This is a genomic window from Pseudomonas sp. NY15181, assembly GCF_048068055.1.
Taxonomy (GTDB): Bacteria; Pseudomonadota; Gammaproteobacteria; order Pseudomonadales; family Pseudomonadaceae; genus Pseudomonas.
Genome location: NZ_JBLUPT010000003.1, coordinates 323364 through 348508, shown reverse-complemented (window position 1 = coordinate 348508; position 25145 = coordinate 323364). Strand labels below are relative to the sequence as shown.

At 66.1% G+C, this 25145-nt stretch carries 20 protein-coding genes and 2 tRNA genes; 10 read left to right on the top strand and 12 right to left on the bottom strand.

The window, feature by feature from the left end; translation table 11 throughout:
- Window positions 1-11 precede the first annotated feature (11 nt).
- The 3 genes from ACNFBT_RS10280 to ACNFBT_RS10270 form a co-directional block, all read right to left on the bottom strand.
- Entirely contained in the window at window positions 12-758 is a 747-nt protein-coding gene (locus tag ACNFBT_RS10280; protein ID WP_416748931.1) for an FKBP-type peptidyl-prolyl cis-trans isomerase, read from the bottom strand.
- A gap of 243 nt (window positions 759-1001) precedes the next feature.
- Window positions 1002-1078 (bottom strand) — tRNA-Asp (locus tag ACNFBT_RS10275).
- Between the two features lie 15 nt (window positions 1079-1093).
- Window positions 1094-1169: transfer RNA gene (locus ACNFBT_RS10270), tRNA-Val, on the bottom strand.
- A gap of 178 nt (window positions 1170-1347) precedes the next feature.
- Here ACNFBT_RS10270 and rdgC point away from each other — a divergent pair.
- The 4 genes from rdgC (at window position 1348) to ACNFBT_RS10250 (ending at window position 4143) form a co-directional block, all read left to right on the top strand.
- Window positions 1348-2268 carry a recombination-associated protein RdgC gene (gene rdgC / locus ACNFBT_RS10265; protein ID WP_416748929.1) on the top strand — a complete coding sequence of 307 codons (921 nt, stop codon included), beginning with the start codon at window positions 1348-1350 and terminating at the stop codon, window positions 2266-2268.
- Window positions 2269-2322: 54 nt separating this feature from the next.
- Complete coding sequence (locus ACNFBT_RS10260) at window positions 2323-3279, top strand: bile acid:sodium symporter family protein (protein ID WP_416748927.1); 957 nt, start codon at window positions 2323-2325, stop codon at window positions 3277-3279.
- A 135-nt stretch (window positions 3280-3414) separates the two neighbouring features.
- A complete protein-coding gene (gene sugE, locus ACNFBT_RS10255; RefSeq protein ID WP_416748925.1) occupies window positions 3415-3729 on the top strand; it encodes a quaternary ammonium compound efflux SMR transporter SugE in 315 nt (104 codons plus the stop codon).
- 204 nt (window positions 3730-3933) lie between these two features.
- A complete protein-coding gene (locus ACNFBT_RS10250; RefSeq protein ID WP_024763416.1) occupies window positions 3934-4143 on the top strand; it encodes a cold-shock protein in 210 nt (69 codons plus the stop codon).
- Window positions 4144-4206: 63 nt separating this feature from the next.
- Here the strand turns inward: ACNFBT_RS10250 and ACNFBT_RS10245 are convergent, their stop codons facing one another.
- From ACNFBT_RS10245 to ACNFBT_RS10230, 4 genes are all read right to left on the bottom strand, one after another.
- Window positions 4207-6081, bottom strand: a complete 1875-nt coding sequence (locus tag ACNFBT_RS10245; protein WP_416748922.1) for an MFS transporter — start codon at window positions 6079-6081, stop codon at window positions 4207-4209.
- Window positions 6082-6262: 181 nt separating this feature from the next.
- Window positions 6263-8428, bottom strand: a complete 2166-nt coding sequence (locus ACNFBT_RS10240; protein ID WP_416748920.1) for a TonB-dependent receptor family protein — start codon at window positions 8426-8428, stop codon at window positions 6263-6265.
- A gap of 139 nt (window positions 8429-8567) precedes the next feature.
- Complete coding sequence (locus ACNFBT_RS10235; protein ID WP_416748918.1) at window positions 8568-9419, bottom strand: AraC family ligand binding domain-containing protein; 852 nt, start codon at window positions 9417-9419, stop codon at window positions 8568-8570.
- Window positions 9420-9481: 62 nt separating this feature from the next.
- The gene (locus ACNFBT_RS10230; RefSeq protein ID WP_416748916.1) at window positions 9482-10051 is read right to left on the bottom strand and encodes a GNAT family N-acetyltransferase; all 570 of its coding nucleotides are present in this window, start codon (window positions 10049-10051) and stop codon (window positions 9482-9484) included.
- A 263-nt stretch (window positions 10052-10314) separates the two neighbouring features.
- On the opposite strand from ACNFBT_RS10230, the gene ACNFBT_RS10225 reads away from it, so the two are divergent.
- Window positions 10315-13791 (top strand): NahK/ErcS family hybrid sensor histidine kinase/response regulator, encoded by a 3477-nt coding sequence (locus ACNFBT_RS10225; protein WP_416748915.1) that lies wholly within the window; start codon window positions 10315-10317, stop codon window positions 13789-13791.
- A 109-nt stretch (window positions 13792-13900) separates the two neighbouring features.
- On the opposite strand, the gene ACNFBT_RS10220 is transcribed toward ACNFBT_RS10225, so the two are convergent.
- Complete coding sequence (locus tag ACNFBT_RS10220) at window positions 13901-14359, bottom strand: DMT family transporter (protein WP_416748913.1); 459 nt, start codon at window positions 14357-14359, stop codon at window positions 13901-13903.
- An 82-nt stretch (window positions 14360-14441) separates the two neighbouring features.
- Here ACNFBT_RS10220 and ACNFBT_RS10215 point away from each other — a divergent pair, with 82 nt between their 5' ends.
- Window positions 14442-15356: a LysR family transcriptional regulator gene (locus ACNFBT_RS10215; RefSeq protein WP_416748911.1), complete on the top strand. Its 915-nt coding sequence runs from the start codon at window positions 14442-14444 to the stop codon at window positions 15354-15356.
- Between the two features lie 7 nt (window positions 15357-15363).
- Here the strand turns inward: ACNFBT_RS10215 and ACNFBT_RS10210 are convergent, their stop codons facing one another.
- Entirely contained in the window at window positions 15364-16062 is a 699-nt protein-coding gene (locus tag ACNFBT_RS10210; RefSeq protein WP_416749456.1) for a MerR family transcriptional regulator, read from the bottom strand.
- Window positions 16063-16454: 392 nt separating this feature from the next.
- Here ACNFBT_RS10210 and ACNFBT_RS10205 point away from each other — a divergent pair, with 392 nt between their 5' ends.
- The 4 genes from ACNFBT_RS10205 (at window position 16455) to ACNFBT_RS10190 (ending at window position 21443) form a co-directional block, all read left to right on the top strand.
- The gene (locus tag ACNFBT_RS10205) at window positions 16455-17339 is read left to right on the top strand and encodes a M24 family metallopeptidase (RefSeq protein WP_416748909.1); all 885 of its coding nucleotides are present in this window, start codon (window positions 16455-16457) and stop codon (window positions 17337-17339) included.
- Window positions 17336-19108 carry an SDR family oxidoreductase gene (locus tag ACNFBT_RS10200; protein ID WP_416748908.1) on the top strand — a complete coding sequence of 591 codons (1773 nt, stop codon included), beginning with the start codon at window positions 17336-17338 and terminating at the stop codon, window positions 19106-19108. Before ACNFBT_RS10205 ends, ACNFBT_RS10200 begins: the two co-directional genes overlap by 4 nt.
- Before the next feature lie 8 nt (window positions 19109-19116).
- Window positions 19117-20007: a metal-dependent hydrolase gene (locus ACNFBT_RS10195; protein ID WP_416748906.1), complete on the top strand. Its 891-nt coding sequence runs from the start codon at window positions 19117-19119 to the stop codon at window positions 20005-20007.
- An 89-nt stretch (window positions 20008-20096) separates the two neighbouring features.
- Window positions 20097-21443, top strand: a complete 1347-nt coding sequence (locus ACNFBT_RS10190; RefSeq protein WP_416748904.1) for an NAD(P)/FAD-dependent oxidoreductase — start codon at window positions 20097-20099, stop codon at window positions 21441-21443.
- Between the two features lie 216 nt (window positions 21444-21659).
- On the opposite strand, the gene rmuC is transcribed toward ACNFBT_RS10190, so the two are convergent.
- The 3 genes from rmuC to ACNFBT_RS10175 form a co-directional block, all read right to left on the bottom strand.
- Window positions 21660-23024 carry a DNA recombination protein RmuC gene (gene rmuC, locus ACNFBT_RS10185; RefSeq protein ID WP_416749454.1) on the bottom strand — a complete coding sequence of 455 codons (1365 nt, stop codon included), beginning with the start codon at window positions 23022-23024 and terminating at the stop codon, window positions 21660-21662.
- 875 nt (window positions 23025-23899) lie between these two features.
- Window positions 23900-24670 carry an RES family NAD+ phosphorylase gene (locus ACNFBT_RS10180; RefSeq protein ID WP_416748902.1) on the bottom strand — a complete coding sequence of 257 codons (771 nt, stop codon included), beginning with the start codon at window positions 24668-24670 and terminating at the stop codon, window positions 23900-23902.
- A complete protein-coding gene (locus ACNFBT_RS10175) occupies window positions 24671-25039 on the bottom strand; it encodes an antitoxin Xre/MbcA/ParS toxin-binding domain-containing protein (protein ID WP_416748900.1) in 369 nt (122 codons plus the stop codon). It abuts the gene before it with no gap.
- Window positions 25040-25145: the final 106 nt, after the last annotated feature.

The window sequence follows — 25145 nt, the reverse complement described above, 5'->3', positions numbered from 1 at the left end:
TACGAAGGTACTCAGTTTTTCTTCGGAGCTTCCTGGGTCGCTTCCGGAGCTTCTTCCGGCTGATTCTGATCCTTGATAGCCAGCAGCTCCAGGTCGAACACCAGCACGGAGTTCGCCGGGATGGTCGGGCTCGGGCTCTGCGCGCCGTAGGCCAGTTCGCTCGGAATGTAGAGCTTGATCTTCTCGCCCACGTGCATCAGTTGCAGGGCTTCGACCCAACCCGGAATCACGCCGCCAACCGGCAGATCGATCGGGCTGCCGCGCTGGATGGAGCTGTCGAACACGGTGCCGTCGACCAGCTTGCCTTCGTAGTGAACGGTGACCACGTCGGTCGCCTTGGGCTGCGGGCCATCGGCCTTCTTCACGACTTCGTACTGCAGGCCGGACTTGGTAGTCACTACGCCTTCGCGCTTGCCGTTGGTCTCGAGGAACTTCTTGCCGGCTTCCAGGGCTTCGGAGTTCTTCTTGGCCAGCTGCTCTTCAGCACGCTTCTGCAGGAAGGCAAAGGCTTCGGTCAGCTCTTCGTCGGTCAGCTTCTGCTTTTGCTTGCCGACGGCGTCCTCGATGCCCAGGGCAACAGCCTTGGAGTCGAGATCGTTCATGCCTTCCTGGGCCAGACTCTTGCCCATGTTCAGGCCGATGCCGTAGGAGGCTTTCTGCGCGGGGGTCTTCAGTTCCACTTCAGCGGCTTGCTTGTCGCAGCCCGCGAGAACCAGGCCAACCAGCGCGATCGCTGCCGCCAACCGATGTTGTTTCATGCTGAATCCTTGTCTTTGCGCCGTCATGGCAGGGTCTTTGAAGCCGCGAGCTTATCAGGCGCTCGTGGCCAGTGGCTATGGGCAATAGGAACCCCTGCCACGGGAGAAGTTCCCACGACAAACTTATAGGAAAATTAACAGGATATGTTCGACGAGCAGGTCAAAGGAATGCGAACTGGCGCGGCTTTTTCGAGGGCAAAGAAAAAGCCCCCAGGCATCGCTACCTGAGGGCTTTTCGAAATATGGCGCAGCGGACGGGACTCGAACCCGCGACCCCCGGCGTGACAGGCCGGTATTCTAACCGACTGAACTACCGCTGCGTCGGACCTCGAGTTTGGTGGGTGATGACGGGATCGAACCGCCGACCCTCTGCTTGTAAGGCAGATGCTCTCCCAGCTGAGCTAATCACCCTTCACTCTCGAAGTGGGGCGCATTCTACGGAGGAGATTTGAACCTGGCAAGCCCTCGGATGAAAAAAATTTTCAGATGTTCCAAAGGCTTAGATGAAGTGCGTGAAAGACAAAACGGGGTTGGCCTGGAAAGCGCCTGACGGAATAATGGGGCCTTTGTGTCCAGGAGTTCGCCCCTCATGTGGTTCCGCAACCTGCTCGTATACCGCCTCACCCAGGATCTGCAGATCGACGCCGATGCCCTGGAGAAGGCCCTGGCCAGCAAGCCGGCGCGCCCCTGCGCCAGCCAGGAGCTCACCACCTACGGTTTCTCCGCGCCCTTCGGCAAGGGTCCGGACGCGCCGCTGGTCCATGCCAGCGAGGGTTTCTTCCTGATCAGCGCGCGCAAGGAAGAACGCATCCTTCCCGGCAGCGTCGTGCGTGACGCGCTCAAAGACAAGGTCGACGAAATCGAGACCGCGCAGATGCGCAAGGTCTACAAGAAGGAACGCGACCAGCTCAAGGACGAGATCGTCCAGACCCTGCTGCCGCGCGCCTTCATCCGCCGCTCGGCGACCTTCGCCGCCATTGCCCCGAGCCTCGGCCTGATCCTGGTCGACTCCGCCAGCGCGAAAAAGGCCGAAGACCTGCTCTCCACCCTGCGCGAAGCCCTGGGCTCGCTGCCGGTGCGCCCGCTGACAGTGAAGGTCGCGCCAACCGCCACCCTGACCGAATGGGTGAAAACCCAGGAAGCCGCCGGCGACTTCTTCGTGCTGGATGAGTGCGAGCTGCGTGACACCCACGAGGACGGCGGCGTGGTGCGCTGCAAGCGCCAGGACCTGACCAGCGAGGAAATCCAGCTGCACCTGACCTCCGGCAAGCTGGTCACCCAGCTGTCCCTGGCCTGGTCGGACAAGCTGTCCTTCGTCCTCGACGACAAGGTGGTGATCAAGCGCCTGCGCTTCGAAGACATGCTCCAGGAGAAAGCGGAACAGGACGGCGGCGAAGACGCCCTCGGCCAACTCGATGCCAGCTTCACCCTGATGATGCTGACCTTCGCCGAGTTCCTCCCGGCGCTGATCGAAGCACTCGGCGGCGAGGCGATGCCCGAAGGCATCTGACGCCCCCAGGCGCCGCCACCGCGCGGCGCCTGACACCTCCATAAGGAAAGTCCCATGCGTGCTCTCATTCTCCTCAGCCGCTTCATGGGCAACACCTTCGCCCTCTGGGTGCTGCTCTTCGCCATCCTGGCGTTCTTCGTCCCCACCCTCTTCACCCCGCTCACGCCCGCCATCGTGCCGATGCTCGGCGTGGTGATGTTCGGCATGGGCTTGACCCTCAAGGTCGAAGACTTCGCCGAGGTCGCCCGGCATCCCTGGCGCGTCGCCCTCGGGGTGATCGCCCACTTCGTGATCATGCCCGGCATGGCCTGGCTGCTCTGCCAGGCCATGCACCTGCCACCGGAGATTGCCGTCGGGGTTATCCTGGTCGGCTGCTGCCCCAGCGGCACCGCGTCCAACGTGATGACCTGGCTGTCGCGCGGCGACCTGGCGCTGTCGGTGGCCATCGCCGGCGTCACCACCCTCCTCGCCCCGCTGCTCACCCCGGCGCTGACCTGGCTGCTGGCCTCGGCCTGGCTGCCGGTGTCCTTCGGCGCGCTGTTCTGGTCGATCCTGCAGGTGGTGGTGGTGCCGATCATTCTCGGTCTCGCCGCCCAGCGCCTGCTCGGCGCACGGGTGCGCCATGCGGTGGAGGTGCTGCCGCTGGTGTCGGTGGTCTCCATCGTGATCATCGTCGCCGCGGTGGTCGCGGCCAGCCAGGCGAAAATCGCCGAGTCCGGCCTGCTGATCCTGGCGGTGGTGATCCTGCACAACGGTTTCGGCTTCCTGCTCGGCTACTTCACCGCCAAGGTCTTCGGCCTGCCGCTGGCGCAGCGCAAGTCGCTGGCGCTGGAAGTCGGCATGCAGAACTCCGGCCTCGGCGCGGCCCTGGCCAGTGCCCACTTCTCGCCCCTGGCGGCGGTGCCCAGCGCGTTGTTCAGCGTCTGGCACAACATCTCCGGAGCGACACTCTCCACCTGGTTCCGGCGCATGACCGACGAGTCGCCCAGACCGGAAGCAGCGCCGGAGTAACCCACTGATCCGGCGCCCGGCTTGCCCGGGGCGCCGGATTTGTGCAAAATAATGCACATCGTGAGGACGACCTCACCACCTTCCGGTGTTCCAGCGGGGACGGCCCTTCAATCCATCCACCGTCTGGAGTCCTGCATGTCCTGGATCATTCTGTTCGTCGCCGGCCTGTTCGAAGTCGCCTGGGCCGTCGGCTTGAAGTACACCGAAGGTTTCACCCGCCTGGTTCCCTCAGTGCTCACCGCCCTGGCGATGGCCGCCAGCGTAGGCCTGCTGGGCCTGGCCATGAAGAACCTGCCGCTGGGCACCGCCTACGCCATCTGGACTGGCATTGGCGCGCTGGGCACCGTTGCCGTTGGCATCTGGCTGTTTGGCGAATCCATGGCGCCGATCCGCATGCTCAGCGTGGCGCTGATTCTCTGCGGGCTGGTTGGCCTGAAACTGAGCCACTGACGCTGCATCGATTTCGATGCCGGCGGGCTGTCGCTTTCCCGAAAATTTGTCGGTATGCTGCGGCCCACTGTGTTTGCTTGCGTCACTGTGGCTCGTGACCTGGTGGGGCCATTCCCCATCACCCGGCTTCGACTGCACCTTGCAACTCAGGACGAGCGCGGGCTTTTCCGCAAAACAATATTCAATTGTTCAAGGTGTAATTCCATGTCGAATCGTCAGACCGGCACCGTCAAGTGGTTCAACGACGCCAAGGGCTTCGGCTTCATCACTCCGGAAAGCGGCAACGATGTCTTCGTGCACTTCCGCTCCATCCAGGGCACCGGCTTCAAATCGCTGCAGGAAGGCCAGAAGGTCTCCTTCATCGTTGTTGAAGGCCAGAAGGGCCTGCAGGCTGACGAAGTTCAGGTCATCTGAACCGCGACACGCCCATGAAAAAGCCCCGGCACTGCCGGGGCTTTTTCTTTGTACGAATGAAAGTCAGCGGGCCGCGCCACGCAAGGCCGCGACCTGCTCCTGCAGTGCCAGGCGCTTGGCCGCTTCCGGCGGCACCGGCTGACCGGCCACCAGGCAAACCCGCGACCAGATGCGGCGGAAGAATCCCTTGCCCGGGTCGCGGCTGAAGAAGCTGCCCCACAGCCCCTGCAGCGCCATCGGGATCACCGGCACCGGGGTCTCCTCGATGATCCGCTCCACGCCACTGCGGAACTCGTTCATCTCGCCGTCCAGGGTCAGCATGCCCTCGGGGAAGATGCACACCACCTCCCCTTCGCGCAGGTACTCGGCGACCTTGGCGAAGGCCTTCTCGTAGGTCTGCGCGTCTTCGTTGCGCCCGGCGATGGGCACCGCGCCGGCGGTGCGGAAGATGAAGTTGAGCACCGGGATGCGGAAGATCTTGTAGTACATGACGAAGCGCACCGGACGGCGCACGGAGCCGGCGATGAGCAGCGCGTCGACGAAGGACACGTGGTTGCACACCAGCACCGCCGGGCCCTCGTCGGGAATCACGTCGAGGTTGCGGTGGTCGACCCGGTACATCGAGTGGGTCAGCAGCCACACCAGGAAGCGCATGGTGAACTCGGGGACGATCTTGAAGATGTACACGTTCACCGCGACGTTCATCAGCGACAGCACGAGGAACAACTCGGGGATCGTCAGCTTCGCCACCGACAGCAGCAGGATCGAGACGATCGCCGCCACCACCATGAACAACGCGTTGAGGATGTTGTTGGCGGCGATCACCCGCGCCCGCTTGTCCTCATCGGTGCGCGCCTGGATCAGCGCGTACAGCGGCACGATGTAGAAGCCGCCGAAGATACCGATGCCGAGGATGTCGGCCAGCACCGCCCAGGATTGCGAGTGTTCCAGCACCGCCAGCCAGTGGTACGGCTGCTCGCCCTTGGGGAAGTCGCCGGAATGCCACCAGAGCAGGATGCCGAACAGGCTCAGGCCGATGGAGCCGAAAGGCACCAGGCCGATTTCCACCTTCTTGCCCGAGAGCTTTTCGCACAGCATCGAACCCAGCGCGATGCCCACCGAGAACACGGTGAGGATCAGCGTCACCACGCTCTCGTCACCGTGCAGCAGCTCCTTGGCGTAGGTCGGGATCTGGGTGAGATAGACCGCACCGAGGAACCAGAACCAGGAGTTGCCCACCAGCGAGCGCGACACCGCCGGACGCTGGCGCAGACCGAGCATGAGGATGCTCCAGGACTGGCGGAAGATGTTCCAGTCGATCACCAGCTCCGGCAGGGCCGCCGCCGCGCGGGGAATGTTGCGGCTGGCGAGATAACCGCAGGCGGCCACCAGCACCACGGCGAGGCCGACGCCGGCAGCGTAGTCCTGGCGCGACATCAGCACGCCGGCGCCGATGGTGCCGCAGAGGATGGCGAGGAAGGTGCCCATCTCCACCAGGGCGTTGCCCCCCACCAGCTCGTTTTCCTGCAGGTGCTGCGGCAGGATCGAGTACTTCACCGGTCCGAACAGCGCCGAGTGAGTCCCCATGGCGAACAACGCGAGGAACAGCAGCGGCAGGCTGCCGAACACGAAGCCCGCGGCGCCCACTGCCATGATCACGATCTCGGCCAGCTTCAGCGCGCGCATCAGCGCGTCCTTGTTGAACTTCTCGCCGAACTGTCCGCCCAGGGCGGAGAACAGGAAGAACGGCAGGATGAACAGGAGCGCGCAGAGGTTGACCAGCAGGTTGCGATCACCACCGACAGTGAGGTGATAGAGGATCGCCAGGATCAGCGACTGCTTGAAGATGTTGTCGTTGAACGCACCCAAAAGCTGGGTGACGAAGAATGGCAGGAAACGCTTCTTGCCCAGCAGGGCGAATTGCGATTGTTCAGTCATCGTCCTTGTTTACCTGCGTGATGGCCGCGTGGCCGGAATGACAGCACGGATTTGACGGCAATGACCTGAAGAAAAGCCACATTTTCCGCACAATTCCACTGGCGCAGAGTACCTGTGATTTTCCCGCCGGCAAGAAAAAGCCCGTCGCGGGGACGGGCTTTTCGGTCTGCCGACGATCAGGTCAGAAGCCGACGCTGCCCTGCACGAAGAAGGTGCGCGGCTCGCCCAGGTAGATACCGGCATTGTTGTCGCTGGAGCGGGTGTAGTTCATCTGATCGAAGACGTTCTTCACCCCGGCGGCCAGCTTCAGGTTCGACGCCTGCGGACCGAAGTCGTACCCCACGCGAGCGTTCCACAGCATGTAGCCGGGGATGTCGCCGTACTGGCCATCGGCGGTCGGCGCGGTGATGTAGTCGCCGGTGAAGTTGCCCTTGGAGTCGGTGGACGGACCGGGCGAGCGCTGCTTGGACTGGGCGAAGCCGTCCAGGTTGTAGGTCCAGCGGTCATGCTCGTAGCGCAGGCCGACGGTCGCCACCTGACGCGAGTACAGCGGCAGGTCACGGCCTTCGAAGCCGGGAATATCGCCCTCGTAAGTCGCGCGGGTGTAGGTGAAGGTTCCGTAGGCGGTCAGCCCCGACAGGAGCGGATCGAGCGCAGCCATGTCGTAGTGCATCGAGGTCTCGATGCCCTGGTGCTTGGTGGCGCCCAGGTTGGTCCAGCCCACGTCGTTGCTGATGAACTGCAGCTCGTCGTCGAAGTCGATGTAGAACAGCGTCACCTCGCCGCCCCACACGCCGTTGTCGTAGCGGGTGCCCACTTCGTAGGTCTTGGCCTTTTCCGGCTGCAGGCCGTTGGCGGTGTCGTTGCCGCTGCCGCCCTGGCCGAGCTGGAAGTACTGCAGGCTGCCGAAGGACGTCTCGTAGTTGGCGAACAGCTTCCACTCGTCCGACAGGTGATACATCACCGCCAGCGCCGGCAACGGCTCGTTGTAGTCCTTGCTGCGCTTTTTCTCCTGGACCGGCTTGCCCTTGTTGTCGACCACCGGGCGATCGTGCCAGTCGGTGGAGATGCTCTCGAAGCGAATACCCGGGGTCACCGTCCAGTTGCCCACGTCGATCTTGTCGTCGAGGTAGATGGCGTTGGCTTCGGTGCCGCCGGTGCGGTCCTGGTAGGTGTGGCCATCGGCACCCTTGATCGGCGTGGGCACGTTGTTCACCAGGGCGACCTGGCTGGCGCGCTCGTGCATGGCTTCCTTCAGGTAGCGGTAGCCGATGCTGGCTTCCTGGGTGGTCGGGCCGACCATGAAGATCTTCGACACCCGCGGCTCGATGCCGAAGGTGTGGTAGTCGCGCGGGTAGGACGCCAGGGTCTTGAGGTCGCGGTTGGCGATGTTGCTGCCACGAAAGCTGTCGCTGTAGTAGGTCAGCACTTCGCCCTGAGTCAGGTCATCGATCTGCCGCTTGTACTTGAGCGAGAAGTCCTTGCGCCGGCCGGTGAAGTTGTCCCAGTCGCGCACGGACTGGTACGGGTCCTGGTCGAACTGCGCCTGGGTCAGGCCGCCGGGCATGTCGGCGGTGCCGTCGTAATAGTGGAAGTTGGCGGAAAACTCGTCGGCATCGGTCGGCGCCCAATGGGTCTTGAGCATCACGTCATCGATGTCGGTGGAATCGTTGCTGTCGCGATATCCCGCGCCCTTCACACCCGAATACAGCAGCGCGGCGCCGATGCCGTTGTCGGCGGTGCCGCCCAGGAAGGCGTTGTAGAGATTCTTCCAGCCGCCGTGGGAGGCGGTCTCGCTGGTGGTGCCGACGTCACCGGAGAACTCCTTGGGAATCGCCCGGGTAACGAAGTTGATCACCCCGCCGACGTTCTGCGGGCCATAGCGCACGGAGCCGGCGCCACGCACTACGTCGACGCTGTCGAGGTTGCCCACCGACAGCGGGAACATCGACAGCTGCGGCTGGCCGTAGGGCGCCACGGCGGCCGGCACGCCATCGATGAGCACGGTTGAGCGCGGCGACAGGCGCGAGGTCAGGCCACGCACGCCAACGTTCAGGGAGACGTCGCTGCCACCGGTGCCGTTGTTGTCCTGCACCTGCACGCCGGGAATGCCGCGCAGCACGTCGCGCACGTTCTGCGCGCCCTCTTCGATCATCTTCTCGCGACGCACCACGGTGCGTGCGCCGGGGTGGTTCTGCACCACCTGCTGATCGGCCTCACCGAGCCAGTCGCCAACCACGGTGACGGCCTCCAATTCCTTGGTTTCATCCTCGGCCTGGGCCGGCAGCAGCGGCGTGGCCAGGGCAACGGCGATCGCCAGGCGCGACCACGAACGAACGGACGACATGCTTCCCCCTCCCCGGGTGCTTCGTGAAGGGGGCGAAAAGTACGTTAAATCGTAAAATTCGTAAATGAAAATCTATATTAAATGATATAAATTTCCGCATGAATCTGATTCACCTTTGCATCAAGCCGGACGCACTGGCTTACGCCATCTTGAACGATCTGGCGCAGGCCTGCCGATATTCGCCGGGGCCGACACCGTAGGCCTGCTTGAACTGGCGGCTGAGATGGCTCTGGTCGGCGAAGCCCAATTGCATCGCCACGCTCACCGGCGCGCAGCCCTGCTTGAGCAGCGCACGCGCCTGCTCCAGGCGGCGCTGCTTGAGCCAGGCGTGGGGCGGCAGGCCGGTGGCCTTGCGGAACACCCGGGCGAAATGGAACGGCGAAAGCCCGACGGCGGCGGCCAGCTCCTCCAGCGACGGCGGCTCCATCAGCCGCGAGCCGAGCAGTTCGCGAGCCCGTGCGACGGCCACCGGCTCATTGCCGGCGGGTGGCGCATCGGGAATCCGCGCATGACGCTGGAACAGCAGCAGGAGCGCCTCGCGCCAGCAGGTCTGGCGCTGCAGCACCGTGGCCTCGGACTCCAGCAGGCGATGGGCGCCGAGCAGTGCCTGGACCAATTCCGGGTCCTGCACCACGCTGGCGGCGAAGGACGGCGTGCCGGAGCGCCCCAGTTCGAGTTCTTCGAGAATGCCGGAAACCTGCCCCAGCTCCGGGTAGAAGCCGCGATACAGCCAACCCGCCTCATCGGCCTTGGAGCCGGTGTGCACCTCGTCGGGGTTGATCAGCACCACGCTGCCGGTGGGGGCGAAATGCTCGCTGCCACGATGGTGGAAGCGCTGCGCGCCCTGCTCGATCATCACGAAGGCGAAGCCCTCGTGGACGTGGGGCGCAAACACCTGCTCGATGTAGCGCGCGTGCAGCAGCTCGACGCCGCCCAGCTCCTGGGCGCGCCAGAAGCGGGTGCTTTCGCCGCTCTCGTGGTGGTCTGTCATGCTCCTGCCCCGGTGTCGTTCCGCTCGCGCAGGAGCGGGTCGATCACCTTACACCAGCGTCGTCAGCCGTTGAAACCGGCCTCCAGCGCAGCCTTCACCTGCGGCCACTCGTGGTCGGTGATGCTGTAGAGAATGGTGTCGTCGAGGCGGCCGCCGGCCAGGCGCCGGTGGTTGCGCAGCACGCCTTCGCGCACCGCGCCGAGCTTCTCGATGGCGCGCTGCGAACGCAAGTTGCTGGCGGCGGTCTTGAGCTGCACGCGGACCATCTTCCAGCTGTCGAAGGCATGGCGCAGCATCAGGTACTTCATGGTGGCGTTCAGGCCGCTGCCGTGCTGCGCCTGGTCCAGCCAGGTGGCGCCGATCTCGCACGCCGGCAACGCCGGGAGGAAGTCCATGAAACGCGTGGTGCCGACGATCTCGTTGCCCAGGCGCACCACCAGCGGCAGCGCACGGCCCTCGCGCTGGTCGGCAAGGCCCTGGCGATACCAGTCCGGACGCCCCGGCGCGCTCATGAACTGCAGCACGTCGCGGTTCGCTTCCGCCAGGGCCACCAGCTCGGGCACGTCGGCCTCCACCATCGGCTCCAGGCGCAAGGCCCCGCGCTGCAAGGTGATAGGTAGCGGTCTGAACATGGCGTCCTCCTGGGTACGTCGACGCGAAATCTCGCTCATTTCAGAGCGTAGCGGCTGCCCGAAGTGCCGCACCCGCGAAGGGGCGCGACAGATGGGTGACGCGCAAAGGCCGGCAAGCTATCAGCCCGGCCGACGCGACTCAAGTGAGAAGCGCGACACAGCGCCACTGAGACATTGGTAGCAGTCGTCTGACACATCGGGACTTTGGTGCGAAACTGCTGCAAGCGCTCCTGCGGGGGAGCCAGTTCATTTCCGGAGTCAGCATGTCGTTGTCCAGTGGGTTGATCGCAACGGTCGCCCTGCTCTACATGGCGGTCCTGTTCGCCATTGCGTTCTATGGCGACCGCCGTCGCGCCCCTCTTTCGCCGCGTGTCCGCGCCTGGGTCTACAGCCTGTCCCTGGCGGTGTACTGCACCAGCTGGACCTTCTTCGGCGCCGTCGGCCAGGCCGCCGGCCAGCTCTGGTCGTTCCTGCCGATCTATGTCGGCCCCGTGCTGCTGATGCTCTTCGCGCCCTGGGTGCTGCAGAAGATGATCATGATCAGCAAGCAGGAGAACATCACCTCCATCGCCGACTTCATCGCCGCGCGCTATGGCAAGTCGCAGGCCCTGGCGGTGGTGGTGGCGCTGATCTGCATCGTCTGCGTGCTGCCCTACATCGCCCTGCAGCTCAAGGGCATCGTCCTCGGCGTCAACCTTCTGATCGGCGCCGGCGCCGACTCCGGCGGCATCCGCGCCCAGGACACCGCGCTGATCGTCTCGCTGGTGCTGGCACTGTTCACCATCGTGTTCGGCACCCGCAGCCTGGACGTCACCGAGCACCACCGCGGCATGGTGCTGGCCATCGCCTTCGAGTCACTGGTCAAGCTCACCGCCTTCCTCGCCGTCGGCATCTTCGTCACCTATGGACTCTACGACGGTTTCGACGACCTGCTCGACAAGGCCCGCGCCGCCCCGCAGCTGGCCGACTACTGGGAAGAGACCGTGCACTGGCCGGGCCTGCTGCTGCAGACCGGCGTGGCGATGACCGCCATCATGTGCCTGCCGCGCCAGTTCCACGTGCTGGTGGTGGAGAACATCGAACCGCGCGACCTCAACCTGGCGCGCTGGGTGTTCCCGATCTACCTGGTGCTGGCCGCGCTGTTCGTGGTGCCCATCGCCCTGGCCGGGCAGATGCAGCTGCCAGCCGGAGTCATCCCCGACTCCTTCGTGATCAGCCTGCCGCTGGCCGAGGCGCATCCGGCACTGGCGCTGCTGGCCTTCATCGGTGGCGCCTCGGCGGCCACCGGCATGGTCATCGTCGCCAGCGTGGCGCTGTCCACCATGGTCTCCAACGACATGCTGCTGCCCTGGCTGCTGCGCCGCAAAGGCGAGGCCGAGCAGCCCTTCGAAGTGTTCCGCCACTGGCTGCTGACCGTGCGCCGGGTGAGCATCGCGCTGATCCTCCTGCTGGCCTACGTCAGCTACCGCCTGCTGGGCTCCACCGCGAGCCTGGCCACCATCGGCCAGATCGCCTTCGCCGCCATCGCCCAGCTCGGCCCGGCGATGATCGGCGCGCTGTACTGGAAGCAGGCCAACCGCCGCGGCGTGTTCGCCGGCCTGGCCGCCGGCTCCTTCCTGTGGGCCTATACGCTGGTGCTGCCGGTGGTTGCCAAGGGCCTGGGCTGGTCGCTGGCAGCCTTCCCGGGCCTGGCCTGGCTCGACGGCCGTCCGTTCGGCCTGATGATCGAGCCGCTGACCCTCGGCGTGCTGCTGTCGCTGATCGGCAATTTCGCCCTGTTCGGGCTGGTCTCGGTGTTCTCCCGCACCCGTGTCTCCGAGCACTGGCAGGCCAGCCGCTTCATCGGCCAGGAAATCTCCCAGAAGCTCAGCTCGCGCTCGATGCTCGCGGTGCAACTGGAAGACCTGCTGATGCTCGCCGCCCGCTTCGTCGGCGAGGAGCGCGCGCGGCAGAGCTTCATCCGCTTCGCCTACCGCCAGGGCAAGGGCTTCAGCCCCAGCCAGAACGCCAACGACGAATGGATCGCCCACACCGAACGCCTGCTCGCCGGCGTGCTTGGCGCCTCCTCCGCGCGGGCCGTGGTGAAGGCCGCCATCGAAGGCCGCGAGATGCAGGTGGAGGACGTGGTGAAGATCGCCGACGAAGCCTCCGAGGTGCTGCAGTTCAACCGCGCCCTGCTGCAGGGCGCCATCGAGAACATCACCCAGGGCATCAGCGTGGTCGACCAGTCACTGCGCCTGGTGGCCTGGAACCATCGCTACCTGGAACTGTTCGAGTACCCGGACGGGCTGATCTACGTCGGCCGGCCCATTGCCGACATCATCCGCTACAACGCCGAGCGCGGCCTGTGCGGGCCGGGCGACCCCGACCTGCACGTCGCCAAGCGCCTGTACTGGATGCGCCAGGGTACCCCGCACACCTCCGAGCGGCTGTTCCCCAATGGCCGGGTGATCGAGCTGATCGGCAACCCGATGCCTGGCGGCGGCTTCGTCATGAGCTTCACCGACATCACCGCCTACCGGCATGCCGAGCAGGGCCTGAAAGATGCCAACGAGGGCCTGGAACAGCGTGTGCAGGAGCGCACCTTCGAGCTCTCGCAACTGAACCAGGCGCTCACCGAGGCCAAGGGCAACGCCGAAGCGGCCAACCAGTCCAAGTCACGCTTCCTCGCCGCGGTCAGCCACGACCTGATGCAGCCGCTGAACGCCGCGCGGCTGTTCTCCGCCGCCCTCGCCCACCAGGAAAAACTGCCCGAGGAGGCCACCGAACTGGTGCGCCACCTGGATTCCTCGCTGCGCTCGGCGGAAGACCTGATCACCGACCTGCTGGACATCTCGCGCCTGGAGGGCGGCCGTGTCAGCGCCGACGTCGCGGCCTTCCCGCTGGCCAATCTGTACGACACCCTGGGCGTTGAGTTCCGCGTGCTGGCCCAGGAGCACGGCATCGATTTCCACGTGCGCGGCAGCAAGCTGCGCATCGAAAGCGACATCAAGCTGCTACGCCGCGTGCTGCAGAACTTCCTTACCAACGCCTTCCGCTACGCCAAGGGCCATGTGCTGCTGGGCGTGCGCCGCGAACAGGGCCACCTGCGCCTGGAGGTCTGGGACCACGGTCCGGGCATTCCGCCGGACAAGCTCCACGTGATCTTCGAGGAGTTCAAACGCCTGGACAGCCACCAGACCCGCGCCGAGAAAGGCCTGGGCCTGGGCCTGGCGATCGCCGACCGGCTGTGCAAGGTGCTCGGCCACCGCCTGGAAGTGCGTTCCTGGCCGGGCAAGGGCAGTGTGTTCAGCGTCAGCGTGCCGCTGGCCCGCCAGCCAGCGCCGGCCCAGATCAACGGCCACAAGCTGGAAACCCCGGAACAGCTCAACGGCGCGCAAGTGCTCTGCGTGGACAACGAGGACAGCATCCTCACCGGCATGAACAGCCTGCTGACCCGCTGGGGTTGCCGCGTACTCACCGCGCGCAGCCGCGAGGAATGCCAGGCGCTGCTGGAAGGCGACGCCCGCCCGCAACTGGCGCTGATCGACTACCACCTGGACGACGGCGAACTGGGCACCGACCTCATGGCCTGGCTGCGCACCCGTCTGGGCGAGCCGGTGCCGGGCGTGGTGATCAGCGCCGACGCCCGGCCCGAACTGGTGGCGCAGATCCACGCGGCGGGGCTGGACTTCCTGCCCAAGCCGGTGAAGCCGGCGGCGTTGCGGGCGCTGTTGAGTCGGCATCTGAGCCTGCGGTAGCCGAGCTACCGCTGTTCGCGAGCAAGCTCGCTCCTACAGTCAGCCCCAGCTTCGAAGCTGCTTTTTTGTAGGAGCGAGCTTGCTCGCGAAGCAGTCCCGTACCGACGCCTCAAGCCACCCTCCCCCGCCACTGCAACAACACCACCCCGGCGATGATCAGCCCGACGGCAATTACGCCCTCGGGCGACAGCCGCCGCACCGGGAAGCCAGCCCAGCCGAACTGGTCGCACAACGCCGACATCAGCATCTGCCCCGCCACCACGCAGGCGAGGAAAGTCGCCGCGCCCAATAGCGGCGCCAGCATCACCGCCACCGTCAGGTAGGCCGCACCGAAGATGCCGCCCAGCCAGCCCCACCAGGGTGTCGTGGCGATGCCGCTGACTGCCGGCAACGGCACGCGGAAGGCCAGCAATGCAATGATCACCGCCGCCAGACTGACGCCCAGCGAGGTCAGGCTGGCACTCAGCGGATGGCCCAGTTGGCGACCCAGCAGGGAGTTGCTGCCGGCCTGCAGGGCGACCAGCGCGCCTACACCGATGGCGGGCAGCAGAAGAAGCAGTTTCGACATCGACTTTCCTCCGTTTCTTGTCGATGCCTTCAGCTTCTGCTATCCATCCTGCGCATGGAAATGAATGATCAGCACAGCATAAATGCACTCGATTCATGACTTGCGACGCATCGATCTCAACCTGCTGGTGATCCTCGACGCCCTGTTGGACGAGCGACACGTCTCCCGCGCGGCCGAGCGGCTGGCCATGACCCAGCCGGCGGTAAGCCATGCGCTGAACCGCCTGCGCGACCTGCTCGACGACCCGCTGCTGGTGCGCGCCGGCAACCAGATGCAACTGACCCGCCGCGCCTTCGAACTGGCCGGGCCGCTGCGGGAAATCCTCGGCGACGTGCGCCGTCTCGTGCTGGGCGACGACTTCGACCCGGCCAAAGCAGAACTGGAACTGCGCCTGGGCATGTCCGATTACGGCGCCTGGGTGGTGCTGCCGGCACTGTTGCCGATCCTGCGCCGCGAGGCACCGGGCATCCACCTCGACGTGCGCCAGGCTTCGCGCCTGGGCATGGCCGAGCAGGTGGCGAGCGGCGAACTGGACGGCGCCCTCGGCGTCTTCCCGATGTTGCCCGAGGGGCTGCGTACGCAACGATTGTTCGAGGAGCGCTTTGTCTGCCTGTGCGCCGTCGATACCCTCGCCGGGCGCCAGCGAATGGACCTCGACGACTACCTCGCCGCCCCGCACCTGCGGGTCGCCCTGCAGCAGAGCCCGGCGGAAGAAATCGACAGCCATCTGGAAAAGCTCGGCCGGCGCCGCAAGGTGGCTGCCACCGTGCCGCACTTCAGCGTTGCGCCGGGGCTGCTGGCGGGCACCGATCTGGTCCTGACGATTGCCGAGAGGATGCTGCCGGACGACCTCGAAACCCACGGGCTGGCCAGCTTGGAACCGCCACTGCAACTGGCACGCTTCGACTTCGTGCAGATCTGGTCCGAGACCAGCGAGGACGACCCGGCGCGGCGTTGGCTACGTGGCAAGCTGGCCCAGGCCGCCGGCAGCACCTGAGCGCTCGTTACTCCGGCGTTTCCAGCCGCCGCAGGATTTCCCCGACACGCTCGCCCAGCATCTCGTTGGCCGAGCGCTTCAGGCCACGCGCCAGCTCCACCAGCACCACCTGCTCGGCCACCGGCCGCAGGCGCTGGAACACCTCGGCGAGGCGCTCCAGATCGGCCGCGCCGGGCAGCAGGTCGGCGCCGGGCTTGTCCACCAGATGGGTCACCACCAGGCGCACGATGCCGGCGGCCAGGTGTTCGGTGTCGGTGCGCAGCACGGCCAGGTGATCGAGCAGCGCGGCCAGGGGAATGCCGGCGCGGTAAAGCTCGATGCCGGCATTGAACAGGCGCGGACTGGGAATGCTGATGCGCTCGCCATCGAAGGCCAGCAGGCCCTGCTCCAGCGCCTGGTCGATCACTGCGTCATTCAACTCGTCGCCGAACAGCGCCTGCAGGTCGCTGAACTCGATGCTGCCGGGAGACTCGAGGTTCCACGGGCCGACGATGGCCTCATCGAGGCCGAGCACGTGGTCCAGGTCATGGCCGCGCTCCCAGCTTTCCAGCAGTTCCTTGATGTTGGCGATGTTGTAGCCGCGCTCCAGCAGGCGGTTGATCAGCCGCAGGCGGCGCAGGTGGCTGGCGAAGTACACCCCGGCGCGGCCCCGGCGCTCGGGCGGCGGCAGCAGGCCACGGTCCTGGTAGGCGCGCAGGTTGCGCACGGTGCTGCCGGCCTCGCGGGCCAGTTCGTCCACCGTGTATTCGCGCTCATCTTCCAGCGCCGAAGGAACATCGTCCGGGCGCTGGAGCAGGCGCTGCAGCAGGTTCAGGGGTGTGCTCATGGGCCGGATGATAGCCAGCGTCACCGCCGCGCCACAATCCAAAGCACTAATTCCAAAGTGATCCGCCGCACAGCCCGGCGGCCCAACCAAAGACGGGAACTGCGCCCGCCCGAAATCCCCCTCTCGCCCGCAAGCCGCGCCGCCAGCGGCTTGCCGCTGCGGTAACACTCCTGGCCCGGCGCGCACGGCATGGCGCAACGGCCACCGATGGGTCAGCATCGATCGTGACATTGCTCGATGTAACGATAACAACAACCAGCCTGGAGAAAGTCATGTCCCAAGGCGCCTGGGTGCCCACTCCCGAAGACCTGCGGCACTTCCGCGAGATTCAGCAACTGGCCTACCGCTGCTGCGAAACCATTGCCGGCGAACTGCGCCCGGGCATCAGCGAGCGTGAAACCGCTGCCCTGATGAAGACCTGGCTGCTCGATCACGGCGTGCGCGACTGGTTCCACCAGCCCTTCGCCTGGTTCGGCCCGCGCACCTCGTTCAGGGGTTTCGACGGCCTGCGCCATCTGGGCGGCTTCAACCTGGCCTTCTACCCCGGCAAGCAGCGCCTGGAGGAAGGCATGCCCTTCATCCTCGACTGCGCGCCGACCCTGGGCGCCTACACCGCAGACGTCGGTTACTCCGGCGCACTGGGCCACAACCTGCTGGTGGAGCGCCTGATGGACGACCTGCTGGCGCACCGCAACCTGATCGTCGAGCAGGTGCGCCAGCGCCTGCCGCTGGCCGAGGTCAGCCAGTCGGTGGACCGCCTCTGCCAGCGCCAGGGCACCCTGCCCCGGCACAAGGCCTACCCCTTCGAAGTGCTGGCCCACCGCGTGGAAAAACTCGGCGCGCGCAACAGCGGCCCTTCGCTGGCGCGCTTCGGCGTGCGCAACATCGCCACCCTGATGAAGAACGCCCTGATCACCGGCCGCCGCGAAGGCTGGTCGCCGCTATGGTCGAGCAACGACCGCTCGCAGCACGCCCCGACGCCCGGCCTTTGGGCGGTGGAACCGCACCTGGGCCTGCGCGGCGTGGGCGCCAAGTTCGAGGAGCTGCTGGTGGTCACCGAAGACGATGCCTACTGGCTGGACGACGACCTGCCCCACGTGCGCCGCTGGGTCGCCCGTGGCCTGATCAGCGCCCCGGCGCGGCGGGAGGTGGCATGAACGCGATGCTGGAAAACCCGCTGCCGACGCCCGAGCGCCTGGAGGCACAGTCCGGCGACGTGCGCCTGGCCGTCTGGCGCTGGGGCGAGGCGCACCTGCCGATGGTGCTGTTCGTCCACGGCTACCCGGACAACCACGAAGTCTGGCTGCCGTTGATCCGCCAGCTTTCCGGGCGCTTCCAGCTGGTGGCCTACGACGTGCGCGGCGCCGGCGAATCGGACAAGCCGCGCAGGACCCGCGACTACCGCCTGGAACTGCTCAGCCAGGACCTGAAGGCCGTGCTCGATGCGGTGAGCCCGCAGCGCGCGGTGCACCTGGTGGCCCACGACTGGGGCTCGATCCAGACCTGGGAGAGCGTCACCGATCCCGAGCTGCGCACGCGCATCGCCTCCTACACCAGCGTCTCCGGGCCCTGCCTGGACCACGTCGGTTTCTGGATGCGCGACCGCCTGCGGCGCAAGACCCCGCGTGCGCTGCTGCAGATGCTCAGCCAGCTGCTGCACTCCTGGTACATCTACTACTTCCACCTGCCACTGCTGCCGGCGATCTCCTGGCGCCTGGGCGCGGCGAAGCTGTGGCCGCAGTACCTGCGCAAAGTCGAAGGCATCCGCAACCCGTCGCGCAACCCGCACCAGGCCAGCGACGGCGAACACGGCGTGAAGCTCTACCGGGCCAACTTCATCACCTCGATCTTCAAGCCACGTAGGCGCCACACCGAAGTACCGGTGCAACTGATCGTGCCGACCCGCGACCGCTACGTCGGCCAGCAACTGTTCCAGCAGCTCTCGCTGTGGGCGCCGCGCCTGTGGCGGCGTGACGTCACCGCCGGGCACTGGCAACTGCTGGCCGAGCCGACGCAACTGGCGCGCTGGATCGGCGAGTTCGTCCAGCACATCGAAGGCGGCGAGGCCGGCCCCGAGCTGCAGCGCGCCACGCTGAAACCCGGCGCCGGGCCTTTCGCCGGAAAGCTGGTCGTGGTCACTGGCGCGGGCGGCGGCATCGGCCGTTCGACCCTGCTCAGCTTCGCCGAACGCGGCGCCAGCGTGCTGGCCGCGGACATCGACCCGGCCGCCGCCGAACGCAGCGCCGAGCTAGCCCGCGCACTGGGCGCCAGCGCCTACAGCTACTGCGTGGACGTGGGCGACAGCGCCGCCATGGAACGCTTCGCCCTCTGGGTGAAGAGCAGCCTCGGCGTACCCGACGTGGTGGTGAGCAACGCCGGCATCGGCATGGCCGGACCGATGCTCAAGACCACGCCCCAGGAATGGGATCGTCTGCTGCGAATCAACCTGTGGAGCGTGATCGACGGTTGCCGGCTGTTCGGCAAGCAGATGGTGGACAGCGGCAAGCCGGGGCACCTGGTCAACGTCGCCTCCGGCGTGGCCTTCGCGCCGTCGCGCAACTACCCGGCATACGCCACCAGCAAGGCGGCGGTGCTGATGCTCAGCGAATGCCTGCGCGCCGAGCTGGCCGGCCACGGCATCGGCGTCAGCGCGGCGTGCCCGGGCTTCGTCGATACCGGCATCGTCCAGGCCACGCGCTTCGCCGGCCTCGACGACGAACAACAAGCCAGGCATCGCGCGAAAGTGCAGCGCTTCTACCGTCGGCGCCGGCTCAGCCCGGACACCATCGGCGAACGCATCGCCCGCGCGGTGGAACGCAACCAGCCGGTGCTGAAGGTCGGCAGCGAAGTGCACCTGGGCGCCCTGCAATGGCGCTTCATGCCCTGGCTGTCGCGCCTGTTGGCCCGCCTCAACCTGACTGCTTGAGAATCCTCATGAACGACCATCAACACAAGCTGGTGCAACGCAAGGTGCAGTTCGACTACAGCGACTCGCCGCTGCACTGGATTCCCGGCGAGCCCGAGGCTTCGCACGTGGTCAACGTCATCCACATGATGCTGCCGGCCGGCGAGCTGTGGTTCTGCCGGCTGTACAACAAGGCCCTGCCCTTCGTGAAGGACGGCCGCCTGCGCGACGACGTGCAGGGCTTCATCCGCCAGGAAGCGATGCACGCCCGCGCCCACTCGGGCGCGCTGGAGCGCTACCTGAGCCACCACGGCATCGACTCCACCCGCTACCTGAAGGTCATGGACTACCTGTTCGAACAGTTGCTCAGCGACACGCCGCTGGGCTTCAACCTGTTCAACCGCAGCGCACGGCTCAAGCGCTGGTGGATCGGCCAGCGCTGCGCCATCGTCGCGGCGGTGGAGCACTTCACCTGCGTGCTGGGCAAATGGATTCTCGAAGCCGACGCGCTGGACCGCGCCAAGGCCGACCCGGTGCTGCTGGACCTGTTCCGCTGGCACGGCGCCGAGGAAGTGGAGCACCGCAACGTCGCCCACGACCTGCACGTCCACCTGGGTGGCAGCTTCATCAGTCGCCAGCTGTGGATGTTCGTGGTGTGGCCGCTGATCATCTACCTGTTCGCCTTCGGCACCCGCACCCTGTCGCGGCAGGACCCGAGCATCGCCCGGCCGCGCTCCTTCGCCGCGATCTGGCGCGACGGCTCGAAATCCGGCGTGCTGCCGAAGATCAGCTCGGTGGCCACCAGCTTCCTGCGCTACTTCAAGCCCTGGTACCACCCGGACCATGAAGCCAACACCCAGGAAGCGCTGGACTACCTGGCCCGCTCGCCGGCCGCCAGCCGGGCCGCGCGCGCCTCGTAGCCTCCTGTCCGCGTGCCCGCGCAGTGGTTGCGCGGCGCACGCCAATCGCATACTGCGGCATCCGCCACTCGATACAGGGACGCCGCCGAATGCCGATGGGAACCTACCCGCTTCACCCCGCCCTTTCCTCCCGCGTGGAGCGCCTGCCGGAGCAGGTGGACGTGGTCATCGCCGGCAGCGGCATCATGGGCTGCGCCACCGCCTGGTACCTCGCCGGCCAGGGCATGAGCGTGCTGGTGCTGGATAAGGCCGGCATTGCCAGCCAGCAGTCCACCCGCGCCTGGGGCTTCGTCCGCCAGCAGGCGCGCGACCCGGCGGAAGTGCCGCTGATGATGGCGGCGATTCCGCTGTGGGAGCGTCTCGAAGAAGAGCTGCAACTGCCGCTGGAATGGCGCCAGGGTGGCTGCCTGTACCTGGCCGAAACCCCGGAGCAGCAGCACAAGTACGAGGACTGGCTGAAGGTGGCCAACAACTTCGGCCTCGACACCCGCCTGCTCAGTCGCGTTGAAGTGGCGCAGCTGATGCCATCACTGTCCGATCCCGGACTGGGGGCGATGTACACCGCCAATGACGGCCAGGCCGAACCGCGCCGGGTCGCTCCCGGCTACGCCCTGCGCGCCATCGAACGTGGCGCCGTGTTCGTCGAAGGTTGCGGCGTCACCGGCATCGATCGCGCCGCCGGCGCCGTCTGCGGCGTGCAGACCGAGCGTGGCTACGTGAAGACCAGGCACCTGCTGGTCTGCGCCGGCGCCAGCAGTTGGCGCCTGGTGGAAAGCCTGGGCCTGGAACTGCCACAGCAGGCCGTACGCTGCACCGTCTCGCGCACCAGCCCCGGCCCGGACGTCGGCGCGCAGAGTTTCATCGGTCACGGGATCGGCTTCCGCCAGCGCGCCGACGGCAGCATCAACCTCGCCGACGAAACCCAGGCCGACATCGACCTCAGCCTCGACTACCTGCGCGGCGCCAAGCACTACTTGCCACACCTGCCGGCCAACCGCGCGAGCTTCTCCTTCAAGCTCAACGGCGCGCTGCTGCATGACCTGCGCCAGCGCCTGCCGGGCTCGGAGCGCAACACCAATGGCCCGGTATTGGGCGAGCGCGATCCGCAGGTGAAGGCAAATATGTCCCGCGTGTTTGCTGCACAGGAGAACCTGGCGAAAGCCTTCCCGGCGCTGCGGGATGTGAAGGTGGTGGAAAGCTGGGCCGGATTGATCGACGTGCTGCCCGACGGCATCCCGGTGCTCGATGCTCCGGCGGAAGTGCCGGGCCTGCTGGTGGCGACAGGCTTCTGCGGGCATGGCTTCGCGATGGGGCCCATCGTCGGCCAGTTGATGAGCCGGTGGATTCTCGAAGGGCAACCGGGGATGGACCTGCATGCCTTCAGGCTGCGGCGCTTCGCCGATGGCACAGCGGGCAAGCCCTACTCGCTGTTCTGACGAACTGAGTCAACGGTCGGCATATCCGTAGGGCGTACAACCGTTCGCGGTTGTACGCCGATACACCGCGCTCATTGTCGGCGCCATTGCCAAGCTCGGAGTGCATCGAAACAGCGGCTTCGGACCGACCCTGGAGTGCTCGGGGGCCGTGGTCAAACGGCGTATAACGTCGAACGTTATACGCCCTACGCTCCAGATCGATCCCGCGAATTACACCTACTCCCCTTCCTCCACCAACGGCGAATCATCGCTCAACGCCCGCTCCAGCCAATCCGTCGGTAGGCTCTTGCTCGCTCGCGCGCCCAGCAGCTTCACCTGCTCGGCCCGGCTGATCAGGTTGCCGCGTCCTTCGCTGAGCTTGTTGCGCGCCGCCGCGTAGGCCTTGTCCAGCTGCTGCAGGCGGGTGCCCATCTCGTCCAGGTCCTGCACGAAGAGCACGAACTTGTCGTACAGCGCCCCGGCACGCTCGGCGATCTCGCGGGCGTTCTGGTTCTGCCGCTCCTGGCGCCACAGGCTGTCGATCACCCGCAGCGTGGCCAACAGGGTGGTCGGGCTGACGATCACGATGTTGCGCTCGAAGGCTTCCTGGAACAGGTTCGGCTCGGCCTGCAGCGCCGCCGAGAAGGCCGCCTCCACCGGCATGAACAACAGCACGAAGTCGAGGCTGTGCAGCCCTTCCAGGCGCCGGTAATCCTTCCCGGAAAGCCCCTTCACATGGTTGCGCAGGGACAGTACGTGCGCCTTCAGCGCCTGCTGGCGGATCACCTCGTCCTCGGCGACGATGAACTGCTGGTAGGCCGTCAGGCTGACCTTGGCGTCCACCACCACCTGCTTGTCGCCGGGCAGGCGGATCAGCACGTCGGGCTGGAAGCGCTCGCCATCCGGCGCTCGCAGGCTGACCTGGGTTTCGTACTCGCGGCCCTTCTCCAGGCCGGCGTGCTCCAGCACCCGCTCCAGTACCAGCTCGCCCCAGTTGCCCTGGGTCTTCTGGCCCTTCAGCGCGCGGGTCAGGTTGGTCGCCTCCTCACCCAGGCGCAGGTTCAGCTGCTGCAGGCGCTCCAGCTCCTTGGTCAGGGAGAAACGCTCGCGGGCCTCGGCCTGGTAGCTCTCCTCCACGCGTTTCTCGAAGGACTGGATGCGCTCCTTCAATGGGTCGAGCAGCTGCCCCAGGCGCTGCTGGCTGGATTCGGCAAAGCGCTGCTCGCGCTCGTCGAAGATCTTCCCAGCCAGCTCGGCGAACTGCGCACGCAACTCATCCCGTGCCGATTGCAGATCGCCCAGGCGCTGCTGGTGATTGTCCTGCTGCTCGCGCAATTCGGCGGACAAGGCCGCATGCTCGGCGGACAGGCGTCGCAGTTCAGCCTCCTTGTCCGCGCGCTCGGCCTGCCAGTCCTGCTCCGCCGCGCCCAGGCGCTCGCGCTCCTGCTTGCCCAGCTCGACCTCGCGGCGCAACGCGGCGGACTCGGCGGACAATTCGCCATGCCGGCCGCTCAGGCGCTGGAAGGCCTCGCGATCCGCCTCGGCCTGGGCGGATAGGCCGTCCTGCGCGAGCAGCGCATTGGCCAGGCGCTCGCGCAGCAGGGCCGCCTCCTGCTCCGTGGCGACACGCTGCGACTGCAGGCGCCAGGCCAGCGCCACCATGGGCAACAGGCCGGCGAGCGCACCGAGCAACAAGGCGGACAGGTCGAGGGGCATGCGGCACTCCGGGGTGTGACAAACAATCGCGCAATACTAACAGCGGCCACCTGGAGGCGCCTTGTCACCTGTAAAGGCCCTGGAACAGGGCTCCTGAGCAAGCGCTCGGGACAATCCACAGAAGCTGTGGATAACTTGGTGGAAAACGTGATGAAAAAGCGCCCCACCCCCAGCCAGACGGGGGTGCGCGACAGATTGGTGATTTTTTCACCAACTAAAATTCTCTTTATTTTTCAATAAGTTAAAAAACGCAAGAGAAACAAGCAAGTGGCAGAATGCAATATTGCAGGGGCTTGACAGCGCGCATCAGCGTTGTGCACAAGTGCGCGCCAGGGTGCAGCCGACCGCCCCGTTTAAGGGCGGCGGAAAGGAGATTGCGGAGTGAAAAGCGAACGGCAATCGAATCAGCCAGGCGAGGCCCGTGCCGACATCCGGATCATCCGGGGCGGGCTCGATGGAGGGAGGATCAGCCGTTTCATGCCCACTCCACCCGCCGGGATCGCCGCCGCTCGGAGCGGATGACCGTAGGAGGGCTGGGCAGCAGGGCCAACTGCCGCTCAGCGGCGCAGGCCCGCGCGAAAGCGCGTTCAGCCGCGCTGCGGCTATCGCAATCGATGAAGAACTGGTTCAGGTAGACCCGCCAGCGACGACTGTCGATGGGGTGGACCGCTATCCGTATATCCAAGGTTTGGCACTCCCTGCGTGACCATCCCGCACCTTACACCGATGCCCGCGACGGCATGCCGCGGCACGACAAACGGTCAGGCCGGATAGGGCAGGCGCCCCTCCACCAGGAACTGCGCGCGCGGGAACAGGCGCGGCGTATCCGGCACCTGGGCATGCTTGAAGGCGACGTACTCCGCAGTGGTCTCGCACAGCCAGGGCATCAGGTTGCGCGGACGCTTCTCGGTGAAGGCTGACGGCGCGAACAACGCCACGTTCACCCCAGCGTGCGGGCAGCGCGCCGAGCGGTACTCGAATGCCTCGACCTCGGCCTCGCGCATTGCGCTGCCCAGGCCCTGGGCGACGCGGTAATCCGAGGGATCGCGCAGCGCCGGTTCGTACTCGCGAAACGGCGGCAACTGCAGGCGCACGCCGCGCTGCACCTGGAAGCGCGCCTCGAAGGAGGAATGTTCGGAGAGAATTCGCCCGCTCGGCGGCGGCGAACCCATCCCCTCCCACAGCACGAAGCGGTAGAAGGCCGACTCCGCCATCGCCGTATCCAGTTTCAGCGCCGCATAGAACAGGCTCGGCTCATGCCGCCGGCCAAAGCGCGAGCCCCAGCGCAACGGCGGATAGCGGAACGGCGTCTTCAATAGATAGTGCAGGTGCTCGGCGGGCGGCGGCATGCGCGGCTTGCTGGTTTCCAGCAACTCCTCCAGCAGCGCCTGTTCTTCCAGGGTGTCCACCAGTTGCAGCGTGGCTACCTGGCCCTGGCTCTCCACCAGACGCACCAGGCGCCCACGGATGGGGCTGATGACCGACTCTGACTCATGTCTGGCCCAGATGCGGGCGCCCACCTCGAAGGACATTCAGACCTTGCCCCGGATAGCGTCCAGGTACTCGACCACCGCCACCAGCCCCTGCACCTGCTCCATCAATTGCAGCGGCACGCCGCTCAAGTGACGGTTCTCGGTGCGCAGGAAGTGGCGCATGTCCTCCAGGTTGCCGCCGAACAGGGCGAACAGGGAGCGGTAGACCCGCACCAGCAGCAGGGCCAGCTCGCCGGTCTTGCTGTCCACCCGCAGGCCGCCTTGCTTCCAGCGGCTGACGGCGCTACGTTCCACCCCCACGATCGCCGCCAGCTCCTGCTGGGTCATCGCCAGATGTTCGCGAGCCGTAAGTACCGCCTTGGCCAGAACGGCATCGGCTGCGGGGCTTTCGCGTAACAGGGCGCTCATGGCGATCTCCTAATTGTGTACTTTCAGCAAATATACCATCAAATGCTGATAAAACACGAACCAGCCACCCTCCCCTGGCAGCGCCAGTCGCCGCACGGCGCTAAAG